The following is a 902-nucleotide window of genomic DNA, read 5'->3' as shown; positions in this document are numbered from 1 at the left end:
GCCATACGCCATTTCGGCGTACCGTCCGCGTTCATCACGGCGATGCCCGGCTTCACCATGTCGGCGGTGAAGGCGGTGTACCAGAACATCTGCTGGGCGATGTTGCCCTGGGCCGGCACGGGACCAGCTTCGGAGAACGTCATGCCCTGCGCCTGCGGCGGCGCATACTTCTTCAGCCACTCGAGGTACTTGGTGATCGAGTAGACCGCGGCCGGACCGTTGGTGTCGCCACCACGCTCGACCGAGGAGCCGACAGGGCGGCAGCCTTCCATGCGGATGCCCCACTCGTCGACCGGCAGACCGTTCGGAATGCCCTTGTCGCCGTTGCCGGCCATCGACAGCCAGGCGTCGGTGAAGCGCCATCCGAGCGAGGGGTCCTTCTTGCCATAGTCCATATGGCCGTAGACCTTGACGCCGTTGATCTCCTTGATGTCGTTCGTGAAGAACTCGGCGATGTCCTCATAGGCGGACCAGTTCACGGGCACGCCGAGCTCGTAGCCATACTTGGCCTTGAACTTGGCCTTGTAGTCGGGGTTGGTGAACCAGTCGTAGCGGAACCAGTAGAGGTTGGCGAACTGCTGGTCCGGCAGCTGATACAGCTTGCCGTCGGGGCCGGTCGTGAACGACTTGCCGATGAAGTCGTTGACGTCGAGCATGGGGTCGGTGACGTCCTTGCCCTCGCCGGTCATGTAGTCCGACAGCACGATCGTCTGGCCGTAACGGAAGTGCGTGCCGATCAGGTCGCTATCGTTGATCCAGCCGTCATAGACGTTCTTGCCGGACTGCATCTGGGTCTGCAGCTTCTCGACGACGTCACCTTCCTGGATGATGTCGTGCTTGAGCTTGATCCCGGTGAGCTCGGAGAACGCCTTGGCCAGCGTCTGCGATTCGTATTCGTGGGT

The 902-nt window shown here is 61.9% G+C and carries 1 protein-coding gene; it reads right to left on the bottom strand.

Translation table 11 applies throughout. The features are described 5' to 3' along the window. Nucleotides 1–902, bottom strand: a 902-nt coding sequence (locus CO669_RS34805; RefSeq protein ID WP_143278784.1) for an ABC transporter substrate-binding protein, incomplete at both ends; no start/stop codon positions are given.

The organism is Bradyrhizobium sp. Y36 (assembly GCF_002531575.1).
In the GTDB taxonomy this organism is placed as follows: Bacteria; Pseudomonadota; Alphaproteobacteria; order Rhizobiales; family Xanthobacteraceae; genus Bradyrhizobium.
This window is presented reverse-complemented; position numbering and strand designations above follow the sequence as displayed.